This window comes from Lelliottia sp. GFLA7 (genome assembly GCF_056490165.1).
The window spans coordinates 1-481 of record NZ_JBWLAQ010000036.1; the positions used below are offsets into that span (position 1 = coordinate 1).

Below are 481 nucleotides of genomic sequence, written 5' to 3' on the forward strand. Positions count from 1 at the left end.
GCCGACCATGTCGGCCAGGCGCGAGACGATCGGGGTGGCCACCGCCGCGGTCAGCAACGTGACCGTGACGAGCCAGAACGCGTTGTCGGCGCTCACGTTCAGGATGTGCCGCAGGTCCGGGAGCAGCGGCACCACGAGCGTCTGCTGCAGCGAGACGAGCGTTCCGCACAGGCAGAGCACGGCCGTGATCAGTGCGCTCGAGCGACGCGGGGCGGTTTCCTCCGGAGACGGAGCGGTGACGGGACGTGCGGCCAAGGATCATCTCCGAACATCTGGAGCGGTCGGCAGCCGCCTGGGCGGCCGCCGCAACGACCATGGTGAATGGGCGTTCACCCAAGAGTGAACACCCATTCACCACGCGCGGGCAAATTGCCGTCCCACTCCGAGGGAGATGTGATCCTCATGACGGAAGGTGAAGCCCGCGCCGGGCTGCGCCTTCGGTCGCCATGTCAGGAGCGCCTACCTACGAGCCCGATCCGGT

The 481-nt window shown here is 67.8% G+C and carries 1 protein-coding gene; it reads right to left on the reverse strand.

Annotated elements, in window-relative coordinates; all coding sequences use genetic code 11:
• A partial coding sequence (locus AC07RN_RS21005) for a hypothetical protein (RefSeq protein ID WP_478337219.1) occupies positions 1 to 255 on the reverse strand: 255 nt, incomplete at its 3' end.
• Positions 256 to 481 lie beyond the last annotated feature (226 nt).